Origin of the sequence: Nonomuraea turkmeniaca, from assembly GCF_005889735.1 — a bacterium.
Classification (GTDB): domain Bacteria; phylum Actinomycetota; class Actinomycetes; order Streptosporangiales; family Streptosporangiaceae; genus Nonomuraea; species Nonomuraea turkmeniaca.
Genome location: NZ_VCKY01000045.1, coordinates 24,744 through 43,954 on the forward strand (window position 1 = coordinate 24,744; position 19,211 = coordinate 43,954).

18 protein-coding genes are annotated in these 19,211 nt (G+C 69.8%); 2 read left to right on the forward strand and 16 right to left on the reverse strand.

From position 1 onward, the window contains the following. Positions 1-14: 14 nt before the first annotated feature. The 12 genes from ETD86_RS15835 to ETD86_RS15890 form a co-directional block, all read right to left on the reverse strand. Complete coding sequence (locus tag ETD86_RS15835; protein WP_211370074.1) at positions 15-1,058, reverse strand: LacI family DNA-binding transcriptional regulator; 1,044 nt, start codon at positions 1,056-1,058, stop codon at positions 15-17. A 7-nt stretch (positions 1,059-1,065) separates the two neighbouring features. Continuing rightward, complete coding sequence (locus ETD86_RS15840) at positions 1,066-1,887, reverse strand: carbohydrate ABC transporter permease (RefSeq protein WP_138666913.1); 822 nt, start codon at positions 1,885-1,887, stop codon at positions 1,066-1,068. Next, positions 1,884-2,825, reverse strand: coding sequence for a carbohydrate ABC transporter permease (locus ETD86_RS15845; RefSeq protein WP_211370075.1), 942 nt, complete (start codon positions 2,823-2,825; stop codon positions 1,884-1,886). The genes ETD86_RS15840 and ETD86_RS15845 overlap by 4 nt, the downstream gene beginning before the upstream one ends. Before the next feature lies 1 nt (position 2,826). After that, positions 2,827-4,065: an ABC transporter substrate-binding protein gene (locus tag ETD86_RS15850; RefSeq protein ID WP_138666914.1), complete on the reverse strand. Its 1,239-nt coding sequence runs from the start codon at positions 4,063-4,065 to the stop codon at positions 2,827-2,829. 129 nt (positions 4,066-4,194) lie between these two features. Continuing rightward, positions 4,195-5,127 (reverse strand): glycoside hydrolase family protein, encoded by a 933-nt coding sequence (locus ETD86_RS15855; RefSeq protein ID WP_138666915.1) that lies wholly within the window; start codon positions 5,125-5,127, stop codon positions 4,195-4,197. A gap of 99 nt (positions 5,128-5,226) precedes the next feature. Beyond that, complete coding sequence (locus tag ETD86_RS15860; protein WP_246147928.1) at positions 5,227-5,769, reverse strand: hypothetical protein; 543 nt, start codon at positions 5,767-5,769, stop codon at positions 5,227-5,229. Positions 5,770-6,116: 347 nt separating this feature from the next. Then, on the reverse strand, positions 6,117-7,814 hold the full coding sequence (locus tag ETD86_RS15865; protein ID WP_138666917.1) for a carbohydrate-binding protein: 1,698 nt from the start codon (positions 7,812-7,814) through the stop codon (positions 6,117-6,119). A 4-nt stretch (positions 7,815-7,818) separates the two neighbouring features. After that, the gene (locus ETD86_RS15870; protein ID WP_138666918.1) at positions 7,819-9,732 is read right to left on the reverse strand and encodes a glycoside hydrolase family 127 protein; all 1,914 of its coding nucleotides are present in this window, start codon (positions 9,730-9,732) and stop codon (positions 7,819-7,821) included. Between the two features lie 27 nt (positions 9,733-9,759). Continuing rightward, positions 9,760-10,569, reverse strand: a complete 810-nt coding sequence (locus ETD86_RS15875; protein ID WP_138666919.1) for a carbohydrate ABC transporter permease — start codon at positions 10,567-10,569, stop codon at positions 9,760-9,762. Beyond that, complete coding sequence (locus tag ETD86_RS15880) at positions 10,566-11,507, reverse strand: carbohydrate ABC transporter permease (RefSeq protein ID WP_138666920.1); 942 nt, start codon at positions 11,505-11,507, stop codon at positions 10,566-10,568. Before ETD86_RS15880 ends, ETD86_RS15875 begins: the two co-directional genes overlap by 4 nt. Positions 11,508-11,511: 4 nt before the next feature. Beyond that, a complete protein-coding gene (locus tag ETD86_RS15885) occupies positions 11,512-12,810 on the reverse strand; it encodes a sugar ABC transporter substrate-binding protein (RefSeq protein ID WP_211370076.1) in 1,299 nt (432 codons plus the stop codon). A 65-nt stretch (positions 12,811-12,875) separates the two neighbouring features. After that, positions 12,876-13,919, reverse strand: coding sequence for a LacI family DNA-binding transcriptional regulator (locus ETD86_RS15890; RefSeq protein WP_138666921.1), 1,044 nt, complete (start codon positions 13,917-13,919; stop codon positions 12,876-12,878). 314 nt (positions 13,920-14,233) lie between these two features. On the opposite strand from ETD86_RS15890, the gene ETD86_RS56970 reads away from it, so the two are divergent. Then, entirely contained in the window at positions 14,234-14,695 is a 462-nt protein-coding gene (locus ETD86_RS56970; protein WP_211370077.1) for a carbohydrate-binding protein, read from the forward strand. 63 nt (positions 14,696-14,758) lie between these two features. Here the strand turns inward: ETD86_RS56970 and ETD86_RS15900 are convergent, their stop codons facing one another. Continuing rightward, the gene (locus tag ETD86_RS15900) at positions 14,759-15,220 is read right to left on the reverse strand and encodes a DoxX family membrane protein (RefSeq protein ID WP_138666922.1); all 462 of its coding nucleotides are present in this window, start codon (positions 15,218-15,220) and stop codon (positions 14,759-14,761) included. Positions 15,221-15,466: 246 nt separating this feature from the next. Next, entirely contained in the window at positions 15,467-15,877 is a 411-nt protein-coding gene (locus ETD86_RS15905) for an organic hydroperoxide resistance protein (protein WP_138666923.1), read from the reverse strand. Between the two features lie 82 nt (positions 15,878-15,959). On the opposite strand from ETD86_RS15905, the gene ETD86_RS15910 reads away from it, so the two are divergent. Beyond that, complete coding sequence (locus tag ETD86_RS15910) at positions 15,960-16,532, forward strand: TetR/AcrR family transcriptional regulator (protein WP_211370078.1); 573 nt, start codon at positions 15,960-15,962, stop codon at positions 16,530-16,532. A gap of 95 nt (positions 16,533-16,627) precedes the next feature. Here ETD86_RS15910 and ETD86_RS15915 read toward each other — a convergent pair whose 3' ends face one another. Both ETD86_RS15915 and ETD86_RS15920 read right to left on the reverse strand, forming a co-directional pair. Then, complete coding sequence (locus ETD86_RS15915) at positions 16,628-18,307, reverse strand: acyl-CoA dehydrogenase family protein (protein ID WP_211370079.1); 1,680 nt, start codon at positions 18,305-18,307, stop codon at positions 16,628-16,630. Next, the gene (locus ETD86_RS15920) at positions 18,300-19,166 is read right to left on the reverse strand and encodes an HTD2 family dehydratase (RefSeq protein WP_138666925.1); all 867 of its coding nucleotides are present in this window, start codon (positions 19,164-19,166) and stop codon (positions 18,300-18,302) included. Before ETD86_RS15920 ends, ETD86_RS15915 begins: the two co-directional genes overlap by 8 nt. Positions 19,167-19,211: the final 45 nt, after the last annotated feature.

Below are 19,211 nucleotides of genomic sequence, written 5' to 3' on the forward strand. Positions count from 1 at the left end.
TCGACCGGCGGTGCTCAGCCGCCGGTCGACTCGCGGGCCACGACCGTGAAGCGGCTGATGAACTCCCGCGCGACCTGCCGCTTCTTCCCCTTCTCCGCCAGCCGCCCGACCAGGAACCGCACGGCCGTGCTCGCCATGAGCGCGTGGTCGGGGTCGATCGACGACAACGAGGGCACGATGTAGGCCCCTTCTGCGATGTTGTCGAACCCGATGACCTTGACGTCCTGCGGCACGCGCACCCCGGCGTCGGCGAAACCGCGCAGCGCGCCCATCGCCACGGTGTCGGTCACGCAGAAGGCGCCGTCGAACTCGACCCCGGACTCGCTCACCCGGCGCGCGGCGGCGGCGCCCTGCTCCATGGTGAGCCCGTCGATGTGGACGAGCAGCCGCGGGTCGAGGGGGATGCCGGCCTCCGCCAGCGCCTCCCGGTAGCCGTCGTAACGCAGGCTGGAGACGTCGACCTCGTCCCCGGGCGGCCCGCCGTCGATCAGCACGACGCGGCGGCAGCCCCGCTCGATCAGGTGCGCGGTCGCCGCCCGTGCGCCCTCGACGTTGGGCATCGCGACGTGGTCCACCGGCCCGTCGAAGATCCGCTCCCCCAGGATGACCATGGGGTAGTCGACCTTGAGCAGGTCGGTGTCGGCCGGCCCCAGCCCGACCGTGCTGAGGATGAGCCCGTCGTAGAGCCGGTTGCGGGACAGGGCGAGCGCGTCGAGCTCGCCCTCGCGAGAGGCGCCGGTCTGCTCGATCGCCACCTTGAGGTTGTGCCGGGCCGCCGCCGTGATGATCTCGGCGGCGAGCTGTCCGTAGTAGGGCCGGTCGACCTCGGGCACGGCCAGCCCGATCGTGCCGGTGCGCCCGGTGCGGAGGTTGCGCGCGGCCACGTTGACCCGGTAGTCGAGGTCGGTGATGGCCTGCAGCACGCGTGCCCGGGTCTCGGTCTTGACGTGCGGGTGGTCGTTGATCACGTGAGACACGGTCATGGCGGACACGCCTGCCGCCCGTGCCACGTCCTGGATCGTCACCATCCCCGCCGCCTCACCGGAGAATCCTCTCATGGCCGGTCTAGCCCTTGACGCTGCCTTGCAGGAGCCCGTTGACGATGTGCCGCTGCATCACGATGAAGAAGATCACGACGGGGATCAGCACGATCACGCTGAGCGTCATGAACGCCGGCCAGTCCACCGAGTACTCCCCGACGGCCTTGTAGACCTGCAGGACCAGGGTCTGCTTGTCGGGCGAGCTGATGAAGACGTTCGGCGTGATGAAGTCGTTCCAGATCCACATGGTCTGGAACACCCCGACCGTGATGAGGATCGGCCGGATGAGCGGCAGCACGATCCGCCAGTAGATCTGCCAGGGCCCCGCGCCGTCGATGCGAGCGGCCTCGAAGATCGAGATCGGCAACGACCGGAGGTATCCCTGGATAAGGAAGTAGCAGAAGATCGATCCCGCCGTGTACAGCATGATGAGCCCTTCCAGGCTGTCCACGAGCTGCAGCTCCACCAGGATCCGGTAGACCGGGATCAGCGTGGCCTGGCCGGGGACCAGGAACGCGATCACGAGCAGCACGCCGGCGACCCGGTTGATCAGGTTGGTGCGCAGCAGCATGGCGTACGCCGCCATCGACCCGATGACCAGCATGATCACGATGGACACGGCCGTGACGTACACCGTGTTGAGGAACGACTGCAGGATCGGCGTGTTCTCGAAGACGCGCACGTAGTTGTCGAGGTACAGGCTCGTGGGCGGGGCGAGCGGCGAGGCCGAGGTCTCCCGCTGTGTCTTGAACGTGTTGACGACGATGTAGTAGAAGGGCACGCCGACCACGGCCGCGGCCAGGATCATGACCAGCGAGAGGATCGGCGAGGAACGCTGCTTCCTCATGACAGGCGCCCTTCCAGACGACGCGACAGGACCAGTTGCAGCGCCACGATCGCGCCCACCACCAGCATGAAGACCACCGCCAGCGCGGAGGCCTGGCCGAACTTGGCCTGCGCGATGCCGCTCTGGATGATCGACTGGGTGATGGTGAAGGTGGCGTAGCCGGGACCGCCCTTGGTGAGGGTGTAGGGCAGGTCGTAGACCTTCAGCCCGCCGGTCATCAGCAGCAGCGAGCTGACGGTGACCGCGGGCGCGAGCAGCGGCAGCGTGATCCGGAAGAACGCCTGCCGCGCCGAGGCGCCGTCCACCCGCGCCGCCTCGTAATAGTCGCCGGGGATGGCCTGCAGGTAGGCGAGGTAGAGGATGGCGTGCCAGCCGGTGGACGACCAGACGGCGACCATGATGACCGACAGCTGGGCGAGCGTGCCGTCCGACAGCCACGGCACGGGGCCGAACCCGCCCACCGCGTCGAGCAGCCAGTTGATCGCGCCCGAGCCCAGCGGCGACAGGATGAACGCCCACACCAGGCCGAGGATCGCGATGCTGGGGATGGCCGGGAAGAAGAACACCGCCCGCACCACGTTGCGGCCGAAGAAGCGGCGGTTGAGCAGCACCGCCAGCGGGATCGCCAGCACCGTGACGATCACCGTGGTGCCGATCGCGTACAGCAGGGTGAACCCCAGGCCCGCCAGCATCGACGGGTCGGTGAAGATCTTCCGGTAGTTCTCCAGCCCGACGAAGTTGACCTTCGTCGAGTAGCCGTTGAAGTCGGTCACGCTGAAGTAGAGCGACTGCGCCAGCGGGATCGCGAACAACACCGCGAACACGACCCCGATCGGCACCATGAACGCCTGCAATCGCAGACCCTCCAGCCGCTTCGGCGACATCAGCCAGGACAGGGCGCCCGTCACCGCGGGCGCCCTTCTGCCGAGCACCGTCATGTCAGCTGCTCTTGAGCCGGTTGTCCAGCGCGGCGGCCACGTCCTCGGGCTTGGCCTGGCCCTGGATCATCAGCTGAATCTGCGCCACCATCTCGGTGTTGAGCGCGTCCTGGACTCGCGGCCAGGCGATCTGCGGCAGGTAGAAGGCGCCCTCCTTGAGCGCCTGGAGGTTGGGCTCCAGCACCTTGTCCACCACGGGGGTGACGTCGGACGTGGTGGTCATGGCGGCCGTCTCCTTGTTGAACAGCGTGACGGCCTCTTTGCTGCCGAGGTACGTCAGGAACGCCTCGGCCTCCTTCTCGTGCTGGGTCTTGGCGTTGATGGCCCAGCCGGGCGAGGCGGCGCCGGCCCAGAACGGCTTGCCGTCGGGAGTGGGCACGCCGGCGAAGACGAGGTTCAGGTCCGGCGCCTTCTGCCGCAGCGTGGGAACGTCCCACGGGCCCGCGGCGATCATCGCGACGCGGCCGTTGGTGAACTCGTCCACGATCTGCTCACCCTTCAGGCCGACCACGTCCTTGGTCATCACGCCGCTGGTGAACAGCTGGTTGTAGGTCGTCAGCGGCCCGGTCCACAGGTCGCCGAACTTCTTCTGGCCGGCGAAGATCTGAGCGTCGACGCCACCGCCCTGGCGCGCGTTCTCGTGGCCGACCAGGGCCGCGATGCTGAGCGGCAGGCCGGTCGCCGACTCGTAGTACGGCGTGGTGCCCGCCGCCTTGAGCTTCTGGCACAGCGCGATGAAGTCGTCCCACTTCGTGGGGAACTCGGTGACGCCCGCCTTGGCGAGGACGTCCTTGTTGTAGAGGATGCCGGCGGACCACGACGAGATCGACATGCCGTAGGCCTTGCCGTCCACGGACCAGGCCTCGGTGTTGAACTTGGACATGTTCGCCATGAACGGCTTGCCGGTCAGGTCCTTGACGAAGCCGCCCTGAACGAGGTTGGTCTTGTTCTCCGCGGCGATCACGAACACATCCGCCGCGGTGCCCGAGACGAGCCTGGTCTGCAGCGTCGAGATGTACTCGGCCACCGGCGGGGCGGTGGAGAACTCGATGTCGATGCCGGGGTTCTGCTTCTCGAAGGCGTCGATGAGCGGCTTCATCGTCTGCTCGTTCTCCCAGGAGAAGAAGCTCAGCTTGGTCTTGCCGCCACCGCCTTCACTTCCCGAGCCGCATCCGGCCGTTCCGGCCAGGACGGCAGCCGCTGCCGCCAGTGTCGCGACCGATCTTCTGAGCAGGGACATCGCTCACCTCTTTGGCGATCGTTACCGTGGGGGATGCGCGGATGGGCGTCCGCTTGTGGGTGACCGGCTCGAGAGCCTTCCGCCGCTTTTATCGATAAAGGGGTTTGTATCGATAAAAATCGGTCGATGTCAAGGATGTGTTGCCGGACCCTCAACGGGCAGGATCGGGCCGGTGAGCGGCTCGTCACGATCACAGGTCAGCACGCCGTCGCGGACGCGCAGCCGGGCCGCGTGCACGGCCGAGCGCCGCTGGTCGTCCGGCTCGTCCAGGTGGGTGAAGTAGAAGGCCAGGGCCTCTTCCCCGGTCACCACGACGTCCGCGTGGTGCCCGTAGCCGGCGTCGTGCGCACCGGCGCCCGGCTTGTCGAGGATGAGCCCCTGGGGTTGCCAGGTCTCGAGGTCGTCGGATCTGAGCACGCGCTGGCCGTGCCATTCGTCCACGATCATCCAGTGGTGGCCGCCGAGGGTGAACACGTTGGGCCCCTCATGCGCGGACATCGTGACCGCCGGACCCTTGACCTGCCAGCGGTACAGGTCCTGGCTGTCGGCGGCCCAGGTATGGGAGTCGTCGGCCTCGTCCTTGTACCAGAGGCGGTGGCCGCCGCCCGGCAGCGGGGCCACACAGGCGTCGATCACGTAGGGGGAGGACAGATCCAAGGTGGAGCGGTAGGTCCAGCGCACGAGGTCGGAGCTGGTGTAGTGGCGGATATGGCGTTCGTGCGACCGCCACGCGTCGGGGACGCCGCGGATGACGCTGACGTACATGTGGTAGGTGGCGCCGTCGTCGACGATCTCCGGCGCCCAGTACGTGTGCCGCCCCCACTCGATGTCGAGGCCGTCGATCGTCCCCCGGTACAGCCAGGTCACGCCGCCGTCGGCGGAGGAGGCCACGCCGAGGCCGGTGCCGTGCACCCAGCTGACGTCCTCGCGGTGCGGGGCGGTCGCCCGCCTGCTGGTGTAGAGGAGCCACCACGTGCGCTCGGCGCGGTTCCAGATCACGGTGGGATCGGTGGCGCCGTCGAACATGGGGTCGCGGTAAAGCGGCCGGGGAACCTCTGTCATGACCGTCCCTTCTGGAGATCGCTTTGTAACGATACAGACGAAGAGGGCACCCCCAAAGGGATGCCCTCCTCGCGGACGGACTTGACCGGGTGACCCGACCTAGTGCTTCACCGACGCGGTCGTCACCTGGGTGGTGTCCTTCTCGGACCAGGCGCCGGTGGAGAAGGCGACCGGGTGGCTCTTACGGCCGACGCCGTCGCCCCACTTGGTCACCACGTACTGGATGTCGATGTGGCCCTCGCCGCCGACGCCGTCCACGCCCAGGGTGTCGGGGTTGAACGTGCCGCCGGTCAGCTCGGCGAAGGTCTTGGCGTCCAGGTCGAGCATGACGCCACGACTGGAGGGGTCTCCGGGGCCGCGGTCACCGACGAAGAAGGGCAGCTTCTTGCCCTTGTAGACGACGTAGCCCTCGGTCATGAGCGGCCAGCTGGGGCTGGCGGCCAGGCCCTTCTGCATGGGCTTGCCGCTGGCGGGCAGGCCCGTGTCACCGGCCCGGCCGGAGGCGTCGTCCCAGTAATAGGATGCGGTCGTCGAGCCCTGGAGCACGGCCTTCTGGTCGGTGCCCGCGTCGGCGTGGGCCGAAGCCGAGCCGAAGGCCAGGGCGCCGAGGGTAGAGGCGGCGAGCAGAGCGATGGAACGCATACGGGCAGACACAGTCAAGTCAGTCCTTTGTTAGGGGACACGGCACATTGCGCTCGCATTACGGACGTAGCCGGGCGCGAAGCCATACAGTCGCTACGGTGGAGCGCTACAGACGCGGGTAACCGCCCTTCAGAGGTAAGGCGCTGGTCACCCTGCGGCAACGAAAACTACGTTACCGACTCAAACCGGACAAAAGCAAACAAAACGCCAGGGTCCAGGCAAAGATCTACCCTGCCAGGTAAAGCGGGTCCGACGGATGGGCTAACGCCACGGCGGCCACGTCCATTCCCAGGTCAACTTGGGGGCCCGGGCGGCGCCCCGGCCCACGGGGCGCCGCCCGGGCACTGTCAGGTGAGCTGGATGTAGTCGAGTTCGGCGTAGCCGGTGCCGCCCGCGAAGTACGGCGAGCCCTTCGCCAGGCGGATCACGTTGTAGCCGGCCCTGAGCGTGACCGTGGTGCTGATGGTGGCGCCGAACTGCCCCCAGCCCGCCGTCGGCGGGTAACTGACGGTGGTCCAGGCTCCGCCGTTGTAGGCCAGGCCCTGGGTGGCGGTGGCGCCGGTGCCGTTGGCGTAGCCGATGGTCATCGTGTACGCGCGGGCGGTGGGCACGTTCACCACGAAGTCGACGTAGCTGTCGGTGCGTGGTGTGCCCGAGTTGTCGATCCGGCCCACGTACCCGCCGCCCGACGCGCTGGAGGCGGTGAGCCGCTGGGCACGGAACACGGAGGCGTTCTCGGCCTCGTAGCGCTGCTGGTAGGCGGGCACCCCGCTGACCGGCTCGACGATGAGCTGGTAGGCGCTGGTGGCCACCATGTTGGGAACGGACACGCTGAGCTGCCCGCCGCTGACCGTCCTGGTCGTCGTGGAGATCGTGGTGGGCGCGGTGACCGCGGTGAAGCGGCCGCTGGACGGGGTGGACGACAGGGTGACGCGGACGCTGGAGCCGAGCGCGCCGAGGCCGGTGAGGTTGACGATGTTGGCGCCGGCCTCGTTGCCGAACACCACGTTGACGATCCTTCGGGTGCCGTCGTAGGAGGCGAACCCGTCCAGCCCGGTCTGCGTGGTCGACGTGGTCGTGACCATGCCACCGGCCATGTCGCCGTACCACTTGTACAACCACCAGGTGCCGGTGGGCTGGTTGTTGTTGACCACCAGGCCGTTCATGGTGCCGTACTCGTACCAGAAGGCCCGGTGCGCGGATTCCACGCCGCCGCGCTCCAGCTTGGCGACGTAGCTGGCGATCCGGCCGGGAACGTCCACCTCGGCGGGGGCGGCGTACTCGTTGATGGAGATGCGGCGCGGGCTGATGCCCAGCGACGCCTCCAGGTTGCGGTAGTCGGCGATGTCGCCGGCGATCCTGGTGGGGTTGACCAGCTCGTGCCAGCAGATGATGTCGGGCAGCGTGCCGGTGTTCCTGGCGTGGGTGAGGAAGGACTGCATCCAGGAGCGGTTGTAGGTGGCGGTGCTGGGGCCGACGATCGGCGTCAGCGAGTCCAGCGCGCGCACCGCCCGGTACGTGCGCACCCAGCCGTCGTTGAAGGAGCCGGCGGCGGAGGTGTTCCAGGTGTAGTCGGGCTCGTTCCAGAGCTCCCAGCCGATGACGTTCGTGACCGTGGTGGCCGACAGCCGGGCGTTGACCATGGTGTTCACCTTGGCCAGCCAGTCGTCCCAGCTCACCCACTGGTACGGGAAGTCGGGGTAGACGTCGGGCATCCGGATGAACTGGCCCGCGCCGACCCTGGTGGCCTGTGGGGCGATCAGGAGGGAGTCTCCGCCGGGCGGCTGGCCGTTGGGCCGCTGGCCGACTCCGGGCGCGGGCTGGGTCAGGGAGTTCACCTTGATCGGCAGCAGGGTGGAGTCGGCCGGGCGGGAGTTCTCCGCCAGGCCGTACAGGCCGCCGGAGGCGACGTGGGTGACGGGCCGGAACGGCTGGGCGACGTTGACGGTCAGCGTCGCGCCCGCCGCCGCGGCCGGGGGCGTGCCGGTCACCACGGTCGCGACCGTGGTGACCAGGACTAAGGCGATCATTCGGATGCGGGACATCGGGTCACTCTCCTTCGGGGGGTGGGGATACGGGCAACCAGACACGCATGCTCGACGGGCCCCGCTGCGCCCAGGAGTGATAGGGCCGCAGCGGCACGTCGAACCAGCCGGCCCCCGCCACGGGAGCGGGAGCGGCCGCTGCCTGCGGGTAGGGCCAGGGCCGGTCGGCGTGGGCGGGCAGGCGGCCGCGCACCCGTGCGCCGCCGGGATCGGCCTGCGGGGCGGAGCGGGCGTCGACGGCCAGGGCGTCGAGCTGGCCGGGGACGTCATGGGACTCGGCGCACAGGACCTCGGGGCCGCGCTCGACGGCGACGCAGCCCCGCACGGCGTCGATACGGGGATCGGGCCAGGTGAAGCGGGGCTCCATCGGCAGTTCGAGGGTGATCACCTCACCGGCGCGGAACGCCCGCCGCACCTCCGTCATGCCGGGATCCACCGGCCGCGCCCGCCCGTCGTCGATCAGCGTGGCTCCGGCGGCCCAGGCGGGGACCCGCAGGGCGAGGGTCCAGGGCGCGGCCGCGTCGGCAGCGATCCGGACGCGGACGGTCCCGGTCTCGGGGTAGTCCGTCTCGACCTCCACGGCGGCCTCCTGCCCGCCGGGCAGCTCGGCGCGGATGGTGCAGGGGGCGTACTGGTGGATCCGCAGGCCGTCGTCGTCGGTCGTGGCGAGGTAGCCGTGCAGGCCGGCCAGGGTGCGAGCGACGTTGGTGGGGCAGCAGGAGACGTCGAACCAGGCGGCCCTGGCGCCCGCCTCGGCGCGCGGGCTCACCTCGTCCGGGTCGGCCGGCTTGCCCGGCGTCCGCTGGTGGAGGGGGTTGGCGTAGAAGAACGCCCGGCCGTCAGGGCTCGGGGAGGTCGCGATGACGTTGTAGAGCGTGCGCTCGATCAGGTCGGTGTAGCGGACGTCGCCGGTGGCGAGGTGGAGGCGCCAGGAGACCATGATGGAGGCGACCCCGGCGCACGTCTCGCAGTAGGCCCGGTCCGGCGGCAGCTCCCAGTCCTCGCCGAAGCCCTCGTCCTGGTGGCGTGAGCCCATACCGCCGGTGATGTACGTCCGGCGGGCGACCGAGCGCTCCCACTGCCGTTCGACCGCGCGCAGCAGCTCGTCGTCGCCGCGTTCGACCGCGACGTCGACCGCCGCGGCGGTGAGGTAGAGGGCGCGCACGGCGTGGCCGCGCCACACCTCCGCCTCCCGGACCGGGATGTCGTCCTGGAAGTAGGCGCGTCCCAGGGAGATGTCCTTGAGGGTGCCGTGGCCGCGCCGGTCGAGGAACAGGCGGGCCTGCTCGACGTACCGGTCCTCCCCCAGCGCCCGGCCGAACTCGGCCAGCCCGACCTCGATCTCCGGGTGCCCGCAGATGCCCGGCAGGCCGTCCGGACCGAAGGTCCGGCACACGTGGTCCGCGGCCCGCCGCGCGATGCGCACCAGATCGTCCTCTCCGTGCCGAGCTCCGGTGCGCAACCGGGCCACGGCGGCCTGCAGCAGATGGCCGGTGTTGTAGAGCTCGTGGCCCATCTCGAGGTCGCTGTAGCGCGGCGGCTGCCCGCCGTGCCCGAAGCAGGTGTTGAGGTAGCCGTCCGGGTCCTGTGCCCGGCCGATCCGCCCGGTGAGCCGCTTGATCGCCGCATCTGCCCCGGTGTCGCCGGTACGGGCGGTCTCCCAGGCCAGAGCCTCCAGGAGCTTGTACACCTCCGAGTCGGAGAACGACCAGCCGGGCCGGTCGGGCGAGGTGGTCCCGTCGGCGACCCGGTCGAAGTTGGCCAGCCAGCCGAGGCGCTCCATCCACGACTCGCAGTGAGCGAGCGTGGCCGTGGCGTTCACGGCCTGGCGGCTCCCCCAGAACCCGCCGGTGATCGAGACCTGCGTGAGCCCGAGGGGACGTACCCGGCCGTGGGACGGCAGCACGGGGCTGGACATGTGGTGAACCTTTCGACGAATGGCTGGTCAGTCCTTCACGGCGCCCGCGGTGACCCCGGCGGCGATGTAGCGCTGCGCGAGGACCAGGAGGAAGGCCGCGGGGATGGACGCGATCACGGCGGTCGCCATGATCGAGTTCCACTGCGTGGTGTTGTTGCCGATGTAGCGGAAGATGCCGAGCGTGATCGGGATGACGTCGCTGTTGCGGTTGAGGGTCGAGGCGAAGATGAAGTCCGACCACGCCCACAGGAACGCGAAGAGCGAGACCGTGATCACCGAGTTGCGGCTCAGCGGCAGGATGATCGAGCGGAACGTGCGCCACGTGCTCGCCCCGTCGATCTGCGCCGCGGCCATGAGCTCGCCGGGGATGCTCGCCATGAACGCCCGGAAGAGCAGCACCCCGAACGGCACGGCCAGCGTGGAGTCGGCCACGATCAGGCCCGCGACGGTGTTGAGCATCCCGAGCCTGATGTAGATCGCGTAGAAGCCCATGGCCATGACCACGGCGGGGATCATCTGGGCGACGAGGAGCAGGAAGTCGATCCCGCGGGCGCCGAGCGGCCGCAGCTTGGCCAGCGCGTAGCCGGCGGGCAGGGACACGACGAGCGTCAGCGCGACCGTGCCGAGGCCGATGAACAGGCTGGTGGCGAGGGCCGGAAGCTGCTGGCCGAGTGCGGCGGTGTACCCCTCGAACGTGGGGTCCCACGGGAACCAGTGGGGCGGGTCCGCCCGCATGTCGGACGTCTTGGTGAGCGAGACGTTGAACATCCAGTAGACCGGGAAGAGCATCACCGCCACCAGGACAATGCCCAGGACGGTTCTCCAGGATGACTTCATCCGCGTTCCTCCCTGCGTTGCAGGCGCACGTGTACGAGGCCGGCGGCGAAGGCGATGAGGATGAGCAGGTTGCCGACGGCCGCCGCCGGGGAGAAGTCGGGCTGGCCGGTGCCGAACGCCTCCCGGTACGACCAGATCGCCAGCGTCGTCGAGGCGTCCGCGGGACCGCCCTTCGTCATGATCCAGATGATGTCGACGACCTTGAGCGTGTAGATGAGGCCGAGCAGCAGGGTGATCGCCGAGACCGGGCGCAGCAGCGGGAACGTGATGCGCCAGAACCGCTGCCAGGCGTTCGCCCCGTCCAGCCCTGCGGCCTCGTACAGGTCGGCCGAGATGGTCTGCAGCCCGGCGTAGAGGATCACCAGGTTGAACGGGATCCCGAGCCAGATGTTGGCGATGGTGACGGCCAGCAACGAGGTGTCGGGGGACGTGAGCCAGTTGATCTGCCCGATACCGAACGCCTGCAGGGCCGCGTTGACGATGCCGTTCTCGCTGTTGAGCATCCACGACCAGGTCGAGGCGGAGACGATCAGCGGCAGCAGCCACGGCACGAGGAACATCGCGCGCAGCGCCACCGACAGGCGGAAATGGCGGTGGAAGAAGACCGCGAGCGCCAGCCCGAGGGCGTACTGCACGGCGATCGACCCCAGCGTGAACAGCGCGGTGTTGCTCAGCGCGCGCAGGAAGGTGTCGTCGGAGAGGATGTTCACGTAGTTGTCGAGCCCCGTGAACTCCGGGTCGCCCTGCACGAACGCGCGCGGCGTGTAGTCGTGCACGCTGAGGTCGATGTTGCGATAGAGCGGATAGGCGTAGAAGGCGATCAGGTAGAGGACGAGGGGCGTGAGGAACGCGAGGGCCGTCCATCGTGGAGACCGCCGCCGGGGAGCCTGGTGCGCCGCTCTCCGCACCGTGGCCGGTCGGGTGCGAACGGAGGTCATCGCATCAGCCGCCGGTGGCCTGCTTCGCCTGGGCCTGCGCCTCCTTGAGCGCGTCGGCCGAGGTGGCCGCACCGCTCAGCGCCTTCTGCACCGCCGTCCACATCGCTTCGGAGATCTTCGGGTACTTGGTGCCGAGGTTGTCGCTGGTGCGGCCCTTGGCGGACTGCACGGCCTCGACCCACGGCTTCAGATCCGGTTCCTTGGCGAGGATCGCCTGCCGGCCGTCGGCGGTGGAGGGGATGTAGTACGCGAATGTCGTACCGGTTTCCACCAGGCCCTCGGGCGTGGTCATGCACTCGAGGATCTTCTTGGTGGCGCTGTAGCGGCCGGTGTCCTTCTGCACCGGCACCGTGATGAACTCGCCGCCAGTGGGGGTGGGGGCGACGCCCCCGTCCTTGCCGGGGATCTGGACGATGCCGGTGGGGAAGCCCGCCTTCTCCGCGCTGTTGATCTGCCAGGTGCCGTTCTCGGCGAACGCGAACTCGCCCGTCAGGAACTCCTCCCAGGTGGTGTTCTGGGAGTTGCTGATGACGGAGTTGGGCGCGGTGCCGTCCTTGACCCAGGAGGTCCACAGGTCGAGCGCCGCCACGGCCTCGGGCGAGTCGAGCCGGGTCAGCTGCGCGCCTGCGCCCCAGAACCACGGCAGGAACTGGAACGACCCCTCTTCCGTGCCGATGGCCGAGAACGTGATCGGCTTCTTGCCCGCCGCCTTGACCTTCTTCAGCGCCGCGTTGAGCGAGGCCCAGTCCTTGATCGAGGCGGGGTCGACTCCGGCGTCGTCGAGGATCTTCTTGTTGTAGTAGAGGGCGAGGGTGTTGGCCCCGATGGGGATGCCGTAGGTCTTGCCGTCCAGTTCGCCGGCGGCGATGAGGTTCTTGTCGAACCGGGCGGTGTCCAGTCCGAAGTCCGACATGGTGCCGGACCCGGGCACGTCAGACATCGTGGTGAGCATCCCGGCGTCGGCGAGCGTCGAGACGGCCGGATTGTCGAGGAGGATGACGTCCGGCGCGTTGCCCTCCTGACCGGCCAGCAAGGCTTGGTTGGTCAGCGCGGTCGTGTCGTAGGCCGTGCGCTCGATGGTGACGCCGGCCTGCTGCCCGCAGGTGTTCACCCGCTTCGCCCAGGCGGAGGACGCGTCGTGCTGCGGGTACGGGTCCCACCACGTGTAGGACTTGCCGGCCGAGCCGGCGGCCGTGGGGGTGGCGCCGCCCTGGGGAGCGGAGGCGCAGGCGGACAGAGCGGACAGCGCCAGAACGGCGGTTCCGAAGAACGCCGCCCTCGTGGACATCGACGGACGGTTCATCGATTCCTCCAATGTTAGCGCTCACATCGGAGCGTGGAAGGAAGGATTTGGGGGGTCGGGCCCGCTCAGCGGGCGGGCGGAGGCGGGAGAGGCGCTCCCGGGGGCGCGGTGCTGCCCCGGGAGACCAGCTCGGGAGAGATGAAGCGCACCACGAACGGCTCGTCGCGCGCCACCGGCGATTCCACGCGGCGCACGAGCTGGCGCACCGCCATGGAGCCGAGGCGGTCGGGTGCGCTCTCGATGAACGAATAGGGCAGGGAGAAGGTCGCGGCGAACTCGTCGGAGTAACGCCCGATGACCGACAGGTCCTCGGGCACCCGCAGCCCTCGCTGATAGGTGACCGACGGCAGTGCCGCGGCGGCCGCCTCGTTGTTGATCAGCAGGCCGGTCACCGACGGGTAGGCGTCGAGCAGGCCGTTGAGCAGGCGGCCGACGGCCGGCTGCCGGGACTCGCCGTACACGGCGTGCAGGGTGACGCCCAGCTGCCGCGCCCGTTCCAGCGCGGCGTCGCGCAGGCGCCACACGTAGGCGCCGCCCCGCTCGACGACGTGCTCCGGCTGCGAGATCAGGATGAGCTCGCGGTGGCCGAGCCGGTGGAGGTGCTCCACCATGACCCGGCCGGCCTCCTCGAAGTCGAGGTCGAACACGTCGAGTCCCGAGCAGTCGCCCGGCAGGCCGACCAGGGCGCCCGGCTGCGGCGCGGCGCGCAGGAAGGGCAGCCTCGAGTCGTCCTGCGCGATGTTCATCAGCACGACGCCGTCCACCATGCGCGAGTCGGTGATGCGCCGCAGCGCCCGCGCGCCGTCGGCCTCGGTGACCAGCAGCGTGTCGTAGCCCAGGTCGCGGGCGGTGTCGGTGACGCCCAGGATGTACTGCATCATCGCGGGCGCGAACTCGTCTTCGTGGAACTGGGCGAGCAGACCGAGGACCTTGGTCTGGGAGGTGGCGAGCGCGCGGGCGCCGGCGTTCGGCGTGTACGCGAGCGCCTCCGCGGCCGCCAGCACGCGCCGGCGGACCTCCTCCGAGATGGGCCGCTTGCCCGACAACGCGTACGACGCCGTGCTGCGGCTCACCCCGGCCTCCCGGGCCACGTCTCCGATCGTCGCCACTCTCACCTCCTGAGTCGTTGAACCGGTTCGACAGCGGCGTTGCGGACGCCCTCGTATCGCCGACCGATGTCCCTGCTGCTCTCTCGAGCGAGCGGCGAACCGGTTCAACGACTGCGCTCGACTTTTGCCCGGGCAGGAGGCAGGCGTCAAGAGCGCGGGCCGGGGACGATACCGAATCGTGACATCCCGGAAACGAGAGAACGCGGCCCATTGACGTGCCCGGCGCGGCTACGTGACCTACGCGAAACCCTAGGTTGCGGTGCGGATCGACTCCGTCAGATTTGTTAGCGCTCACATGACCCAGCGACATCGTGATGACATTTCCGAGCATCACCAAGGCCATGCGTGCCGGGCTGCTCCCGGCCGCCCTGACCCTCGCGTTAACCACGGGCGTCGCGGAATCGGCGGCCGCCGACCCGCCCGCTCCCGCGCTCGTCTACGAGTTCGACACCGACGACATCACCACCGGCTCCGTCACCGACTCCTCCGGGAACGGCCTGCACGGCACGCTGGTCAACGGCTCGACCGCGGCGCTGGTGGACGGCGCCGCCCCGCAGCGTGTCCTGTTCCCGCACTCCTTCCACGAGAACAACTTCTGGGAGCTCACCATCCCGGTGCGGCTGGGCAAGGGCGAGAACACGGTGCGCTTCGCCGCCGAGGAGCTGCCGAACTTCGACGGCAAGACCTACGCGTCGGAGACCTTCCCGGGAGTGCTTGTCCGCTCCCGGTTCGCCCCGACCATCGACAAGATCACGATCGCTCCTTATAGGGGCTGACACACGAATCCGCCCGTGCCTCGAAGGGATTCCTTCGAGGCACGGGCGGCGCGTGGGGGGCGCTCACCTGTGCTGCGGCACGAGCCGGGCGCCCAGGGCGCGGGCGGCGATGACCATGGCGGCGGCGGCCAGGACGATGTCCTTGAGCACGTACTGCGCGGTCAGCGTGGGAGGCCCGGGGAACAGGTCGGTGAAGAACAGCACCAGCGGCGCCATGATCCCCACCAGCGCCCCGGCCAGCACGGCCAGGCCGGTCTTCAGCAGCCGTCCGGTGATGAGCGTCAGGCCGACGAAACATTCGACCGCCGCCACGAACATCAGCGCGGTGGTGCCGGAGAGCAGCCCTAAGGACAGCGTCTGAACGGTGGCCACGGACAGCTCCTCGGCCGGGCTGACGCCCGGGAAGAACTTCAGCACCCCGAAGCCCAGGAAGATCATGCCGAGGCTGACCCGCAGGACGTCGATGCTGTTCGCGGCGAGCCAGCGGGTCACGGCCGGGATCATGCGGTGGATCGTGGTGGTCATGTCGTGCTCCTGTGTCGAGTTCGTCGTTGTGTGCTCGACATCAGAGTCGCCGGAAACCACCCTTCGGGTCGTCAGGCTGAGGGATGGCTTCGTGCTACACCGTCATGCGTAGCGGACGGGGACGGAGGTCACCTCGGGAGCGTAGACAGGGTCACCTCCCTTACTCCCGCGACCCCGCCGGCCGTGTCGTCCGCGGCGGGCGACCACGCCTGAAGCTCGGTGACGCCGGCGTACGCGCCGGAGGATCTACTCGATGACCAGGTTGACCGGGATGTTGCCGCGGGTGGCGTTGGAGTAGGGGCACACCTGGTGGGTGGCCTCGACGAGCTCGCGGGCGGTCTCAGGGGCGATCGAGTCGGGCAGCTCCACCCGGAGCGTGGCCTCGAGCTGGAAGCCGCCCTGACCGTTCGGTGACAGGCCGATCTCGGCCGTGACCGACGCGTCCGAGACGTCGATCTTCTTCCGTGCGCCCACCAGCCGCATCGCCGAGGCGAAGCAGGCCGCGTACCCGGCGGCGAAGAGCTGCTCGGGGTTGGTGCCGTCGCCGTCGCCACCGAGCTCCTTCTGCCGGGCCAGCTTGACGTCCAGCCGTCCGTCGGAGGAGACAGCGCGGCCGTCGCGGCCGGCGGAGGTGGCGATGGCGGTGTAAATGCTCATGACGATGCCCTTCTTGACGAACAGACCTGTCTGTCTACGACTGGGCCTAAGAGTAGACAGATCTGTCTGGTATCGTCAACGTGTGACCGCAGAAACGTTGGAAGGACGTCGCCCGAGCGCCGCGCGCACCCGCGTGCTCGTCACGGCCGCGCGACTGTTCTACCGGGAGGGCGTCCACACGGTCGGGATCGACCGGATCATCGCGGAGGCGGAGGTCGCCAAGGCGACCTTCTACAAGCATTTCCCGAGCAAGGACGACCTCGTCCGCGCGTACGTGACCGCGGAGAGCTCGCGGCAGCGGGCCGCGGTCGCCACCGTGGACACCGGATCGTCGCGCGAGAAGCTGATGGCGATCTTCGCCTTCATGTGCGAGTTCGGCGCCGGCCCCACCTATCGGGGTTGCCCCTTCGTCAACACGGCGGCCGAATATCCCGATCCGGATCATCCGGTGCGGCAGGCCATCGCCGAGCACCGCCGCTGGACCCGCGACCTGTACCGCGACCTGCTCGCCGACGACGGCCACCCCGACGCCGAGCGGACCGCCGACATCCTGCTGCTGCTCAGGGACGGGCTCGTGGTCGGCTTCGACCTCGACGACCCGGCCACCACCCGCGCCGCCGTCCAGGAGGCTCTCGCCAGAGTCCTGGCCGCCTGAGCCGCGTCCTCGCCGTGCTCGCGGGTGCGATGTGCCTGCTGCACAGGTGGTGGGCGCGCTGGTCCTCTGGGCGGCGGCCGGCGACGCGGGACACGTCAGGGCTTGGACAGGCGGCGGGCGATGACGCGGAGGGCGAGGACCTCGTCGGCGCCTTCAAAGATGGACAGCACGCGGGCGTCCACGAACAGCCGCGAGATGCCGTACTCCTCGGCGTACCCGTAACCGCCGTGCAGCTGCTGGGCCTCACGGGTGACCCACTCGGCCGCCCGGCAGGCGACCTGCTTGACCTGCGCGGCCTCGAGCCCGCCGTCGCCGGCCGCGACCGCCCGGGCCGCCGCGAACGTGAACGCCCGGCACGCGGCGGTCAACGCCGCCATTCTGGCGATCTTGGCGCGGGTCAGCTGGTAGTCCGCGAGCGAGCGGCCGAAGACCGACCGCTGCGTGGCGTAGTCCACGGCCAGTTCGAGCGCCGACTGCATGACGCCGACGGCGCGGGCGGCGGTCTGCAGGCGCGCGTTGGCGAACGCCTGCATCTGCAGGTAGAAGCCGCGCCCGAGGCCGTCGTCCAGGCCGATCAGGTCGTTTGCGGGCACGCGCCAGCCGTCGAAGCCGACCTCGAAGGAGTGCATGCCGCGGTAACCCAGGGTGCGGATGGCGCGGCCTTCCACGCTCCCGCCGCCCTCCTGGGTGAGGCGCCACTCGTGGCCGGTGAAGGACGGTTTCTCGATCACGAAGAGCGACAGTCCGCGGTGACCGGCCGCGCGGTCCGGATCCGTTCGGGCGAGGACGAGCAGGTAATGGGCGCGGCCGGCGAAGGTGCACCAGGTTTTGACGCCGTTCAGCACCCACTCCTCGCCGTCCCTGACCGCGCTGGTGGTGACGGCGGCGACGTCCGATCCACAGTCCGGCTCGGTCACCGCGACGGCGCACAGCCGCTCCCCCGAGGCGATGGCCGGGAGCCAGCGCCGTTTCTGCTCCTCGGTGCCGCCCCGGGTGATCGCGGCGCCGATGATCTCCGGGCGGGTGATGAGCGAGCCGGCGGCCCCGAGCGAGGCGCGGGAGAGCTCTTCGGTCACCACGACCATGCTCAGCAGCTCGTCTGCCCCGCCCTCGGCGTAGCCGCCGTACGCGGCCGGGATCGACAGCCCGAAGCAGCCCATGTCGGCGAGCCCGTCGATGATGGCGGCCGGGATGTCCTCGTCGTCGCGGTGGATGCGGTCGGCGACGGGGACGATCTGGTCGGCGGCGAATTCGCGAAAGGCGGTGCGGACCAGTTGCAGCTCGCCGGACAGGTGCCGCGGTCCGGCCTCGCGAGTGGCCATGACCCGCCCGGCCACACGTTCCAGAAGTGCCGGGTCCCGTCCGGCGGCGATGTGGGCGGCGATCCCGTCCAGCACCGTCCGGTCCACGCCCCACAGGGATTCCCGGCCGGTCATCCGGCCGGCCAGGTCCGCGGCGACGTCGGCGGCGTAGAGCAGCGCCAGGTCGTCCTCGGCCGCGCCGCCGCCGTGGCCGCCGGCACGGAGGTCGCCGGCACGGAGGTCGCCACCGAGATCGCCGGCACGTAGCCCACGGCCGGGGGCGGCGTCGTGCGTGCCGTGGCCGAGGAGTGCCACGCCGGCCGCGACCGACGACGACACGGACGCCAGGTCGTAGGCGACGGCCTGACGGTCGTCACCCACCCCCACGTGCGCGGCCGCCTCGCCCACGACGGCCCGCAACACGTCAACGATGGCGCGGGCGTGGTGCTCCATGCCGGCGACCTCGTCACGCATGGCCGGTCCCTTCCATCGTCAACGTGGTGCATGGTTCGACGGAGTCCTGCCCGTACAGCCCCAGTGTGAGCGGGGCGTCCTCGACCCGGCGCAGCCGCGCGGCCTGGCCGCAGAACAGCGGTGCGCGGTTCCTGTGCCGCATGCGCGGGATCGGCACGTCGTGCTGCTCGAGACGGAGCACCTCGGCGAGGGCGAGCGTCATCAGCGGCCCATGCACCACCAGGCCGGGGTATCCCTCCACGCGGGTGGCGTACGGCCAGTCGTAGTGGATGCGGTGCGGGTTCGAGGTGGCGGCGCTGAAGCGCATCAGCAGGGTCGGGTCCGTGACGAGATCCCAGGCCCACTCCCCCGCCCGGGTGAGGGGGGCGCCGACTGGGGCCAGGGCGGCGGCCGGCTCGGCCGGGGTCTCCACGGCGCGGACGGGTCTCGTGTCCCGGTAGATGAGATCCTGCCGTTCCTCGATCGCGAGCCGGTCGTGCGCGTCGTACAGCCTGGTGGCGACGGCCACGACGACCAGCTTGCCCGAGCGCCCGGACTTCTCGGTGACCGACGCCACCCGCGACTCGCGCCGGACGGTGGCCCCGACCGTGAGTGGGGCGTGGAAGACGACCTCGCCACCGGCGAACATGCGACGCGGCAGCTCCACCGGAGGCAGGAACGACCCGCGCGCCGGATGGCCGTCCAGGCCGAGCGCGGACGACACGGGCCAGCGGGCCAGGGCGAGCCAGTGCCACAGCGGCGGCAGCGCGTCTCCGGGGCCGGTGGCGGGCGTGCCGTCGTCGAACAGCGCCGACAGGGCCGCCACGGGGTGCGGGTCGACCGTCTCGACGGTGGTGACGGTGTGCGGGGTCCAGCTCACACGGACCGTCCGCCGGTGACGTCCGCGGTCCTGCCGGCCAGTAGC

Coding starts and splice junctions, on each gene's coding strand:
- ETD86_RS15850 (WP_138666914.1), bottom strand. CDS start 4,065: ATGTCCCTGCTCAGAAGATCGGTCGCGACACTGGCGGCAGCGGCTGCC.
- ETD86_RS56970 (WP_211370077.1), top strand. CDS start 14,234: ATGACATTTCCGAGCATCACCAAGGCCATGCGTGCCGGGCTGCTCCCG.
- ETD86_RS15885 (WP_211370076.1), bottom strand. CDS start 12,810: ATGAACCGTCCGTCGATGTCCACGAGGGCGGCGTTCTTCGGAACCGCC.
- ETD86_RS15880 (WP_138666920.1), bottom strand. CDS start 11,507: ATGACCTCCGTTCGCACCCGACCGGCCACGGTGCGGAGAGCGGCGCAC.
- ETD86_RS15845 (WP_211370075.1), bottom strand. CDS start 2,825: ATGACGGTGCTCGGCAGAAGGGCGCCCGCGGTGACGGGCGCCCTGTCC.
- ETD86_RS15865 (WP_138666917.1), bottom strand. CDS start 7,814: ATGTCCCGCATCCGAATGATCGCCTTAGTCCTGGTCACCACGGTCGCG.
- ETD86_RS15840 (WP_138666913.1), bottom strand. CDS start 1,887: ATGAGGAAGCAGCGTTCCTCGCCGATCCTCTCGCTGGTCATGATCCTG.
- ETD86_RS15860 (WP_246147928.1), bottom strand. CDS start 5,769: ATGCGTTCCATCGCTCTGCTCGCCGCCTCTACCCTCGGCGCCCTGGCC.
- ETD86_RS15835 (WP_211370074.1), bottom strand. CDS start 1,058: ATGAGAGGATTCTCCGGTGAGGCGGCGGGGATGGTGACGATCCAGGAC.
- ETD86_RS15870 (WP_138666918.1), bottom strand. CDS start 9,732: ATGTCCAGCCCCGTGCTGCCGTCCCACGGCCGGGTACGTCCCCTCGGG.
- ETD86_RS15855 (WP_138666915.1), bottom strand. CDS start 5,127: ATGACAGAGGTTCCCCGGCCGCTTTACCGCGACCCCATGTTCGACGGC.
- ETD86_RS15875 (WP_138666919.1), bottom strand. CDS start 10,569: ATGAAGTCATCCTGGAGAACCGTCCTGGGCATTGTCCTGGTGGCGGTG.
- ETD86_RS15905 (WP_138666923.1), bottom strand. CDS start 15,877: ATGAGCATTTACACCGCCATCGCCACCTCCGCCGGCCGCGACGGCCGC.
- ETD86_RS15915 (WP_211370079.1), bottom strand. CDS start 18,307: ATGCGTGACGAGGTCGCCGGCATGGAGCACCACGCCCGCGCCATCGTT.
- ETD86_RS15900 (WP_138666922.1), bottom strand. CDS start 15,220: ATGACCACCACGATCCACCGCATGATCCCGGCCGTGACCCGCTGGCTC.